Here is a 2,305-nt window from a genome sequence, read left to right as displayed (position 1 = left end):
CGACATCGTCATCCTCGACACCGCCGGCCGCACCCATATCGACGAGCCGCTGATGGTCGAGATGGCCGACATCAAGAAGGTGTCGAGCCCGCACGAAATCCTGCTGGTCGCCGATTCGCTGACCGGCCAGGACGCCGTCAACCTGGCCAAGAGCTTCGACGAGCGCGTCGGCATCACCGGCCTCGTCCTGACCCGCATGGACGGCGATGGCCGTGGCGGTGCGGCTCTTTCGATGCGCGCCGTCACCGGCAAGCCGATCAAGCTGATCGGCACTGGCGAAAAGATGGACGGGCTGGAGGAATTCCACCCCAAGCGCATCGCCGACCGCATCCTCGGCATGGGCGACATTGTCTCGCTCGTCGAAAAGGCCGCCGAGAACATCGACGCCGAACAGGCGGCGGCGATGGCCAAGAAGATGCAGTCGGGCAAGTTCGACCTGAACGATCTCGCCGGTCAGCTTCAGCAGATGTCGAAGATGGGCGGCATGGGCGGCATCATGGGCATGATGCCCGGCATGGGCAAGATGAAGGACCAGATGGCCGCCGCCGGTCTCGACGACAAGATGTTCGGCCGCCAGCTCGCCATCATCTCGTCGATGACCAAGGCCGAGCGCGCCAATCCCGATTTGCTCAAGCATTCGCGCAAGAAGCGCATCGCCGCCGGTTCCGGCACCGACGCGGCCGAAATCAACAAGCTGCTCAAGATGCATCGCGGCATGGCCGACATGATGAAGGCGATGGGCGGCAAGGGCAAAGGCGGCGGCCTGATGCGCGGCATGATGGGCGGCCTCGCCTCCAAGATGGGCCTCGGCGGCATGATGCCCGGCGGTATGGGCGGCATGATGGGCGGCGGCATGCCGGACCTGTCGAAGATGGACCCCAAGCAGCTCGAGGCCTTGCAGAAGCAGGCACAGGCAGCCGGCCTTGGCGGCGGCATGAAAGGCCTTCCCGGCGGCGGCCTACCCGGACTGCCCGGCGGCATGAAGCTCCCCGGCCTGCCCGGAATGGGCGGCGGCCTGCCCGGCCTTGGCAAGAAGAAGTGAGGACGCCATGAACGAAGAAAAGGACATGGCCGACGCCCGCGCCCTCCTGGCCGATTATCGGGCGTCGATCGACAACATCGACGCAGCCCTCATCCACATGCTGGCCGAGCGCTTCCGCTGCACCAAGGCGGTCGGTGTGCTGAAGGCGACGCATGGCCTGCCCCCGGCCGACCCGGCACGCGAGCAGCAGCAGATCGCCCGGCTTCGCCAGCTGGCGAAGGATGCCCATCTCGACCCGGATTTCGCGGAAAAATTCCTCAACTTCGTCGTCCGCGAAGTGATCCGCCACCACGAACAGATCGCCGCTTCCAACGGCGTGATGAAAGCCGGCTGAGAAACCAGCCACCAACCGACCAACCAAATCAGCCTTTTTAGGAGAAAATAAATGCCCTTGAAGATCCGACTGGCCCGTGCGGGCTCGAAGAAGCGTCCTTACTACCACGTCGTCATTGCCGACGCCCGTTCACCGCGTGACGGCCGGTTCATCGAGTCGATCGGCTCATGGAACCCGCTACTGCCCAAGGACGGCGAACGCGTCAAGGTCGACGCCGACCGCGTCAAGCATTGGCTGGCGCATGGCGCCCAGCCGACCGACCGCGTGCTGCGCTTCCTCGACGAGGCCGGCCTCGTCAAGCGCGACGCCCGCTCCAACCCGAAGAAGGCCGAGCCGGGCAAGAAGGCGCAGGAACGCGCTGCCCTTCTGAAGAAGGCGCAGGAAGATGCCGCTGCTGCTGTTGCGGCCGCCGCCGCTGCACCGGCCGAGGCGGAAGCCGCCACCGCCGAATAATTGCTCTATTCGCATCCAGGAAAACGGCGGGCATGGCCCGCCGTTTTGCTGTCCAGTTCTGTCTGTAAGAGCTGCCGATCAATAACCGTCCGGGCAGCGGTCGACGTAGACGCGGCCACGGCGATCACGGTAGCGGCATTCGCCACGCTCGCTCGCCCGGCCGATCAGCGCGCCGGCAACGGCGCCGACAGCACCACCGACGACGGCGCCTTCAACCGGATCGCCAGCGACCGCCGCACCGACGGCAGCCCCACCGAGGCCGCCTACGGCCGCGCCTTTTTCCGTTTGCGAACAAGCGGCGAGCGGCACCAGCAGCGCCATCAAAAGCATCATTTTCTTCATCGTCGTTCCTCTCCGATAGGAGCCGCCTCCGCCGCCAGGCGAATCTCTAACTCGCAACTCGGCGATTCGATCCCTGAGACATTGCCCGGCAAAGGGTTCAGGCTTTCAGCGGAAAGCGATGCTTCGATCTGGAT

3 protein-coding genes and 1 pseudogene are annotated in these 2,305 nt (G+C 65.1%); 3 read left to right on the top strand and 1 reads right to left on the bottom strand.

Annotation, left to right across the window (positions count from 1 at the left end):
* From EOD15_RS32975 to rpsP, 3 genes and pseudogenes are all read left to right on the top strand, one after another.
* Window positions 1-1,042 (top strand): annotated as a pseudogene (locus EOD15_RS32975) (signal recognition particle protein); the annotation flags it as partial.
* Window positions 1,043-1,049: 7 nt separating this feature from the next.
* A complete protein-coding gene (locus tag EOD15_RS32970; RefSeq protein WP_023811329.1) occupies window positions 1,050-1,376 on the top strand; it encodes a chorismate mutase in 327 nt (108 codons plus the stop codon).
* Window positions 1,377-1,427: 51 nt separating this feature from the next.
* Entirely contained in the window at window positions 1,428-1,829 is a 402-nt protein-coding gene (rpsP, locus tag EOD15_RS32965) for a 30S ribosomal protein S16 (RefSeq protein ID WP_013528800.1), read from the top strand.
* A gap of 78 nt (window positions 1,830-1,907) precedes the next feature.
* Here rpsP and EOD15_RS32960 read toward each other — a convergent pair whose 3' ends face one another.
* Complete coding sequence (locus EOD15_RS32960; protein ID WP_127271330.1) at window positions 1,908-2,171, bottom strand: glycine zipper domain-containing protein; 264 nt, start codon at window positions 2,169-2,171, stop codon at window positions 1,908-1,910.
* Window positions 2,172-2,305: the final 134 nt, after the last annotated feature.

This window comes from Mesorhizobium sp. M7A.T.Ca.US.000.02.2.1, from assembly GCF_003996995.1.
GTDB lineage: Bacteria > Pseudomonadota > Alphaproteobacteria > Rhizobiales > Rhizobiaceae > Mesorhizobium.
Note: the sequence above shows the minus strand (reverse complement) of the source record. Positions and strands in the feature narration are given on the sequence as shown.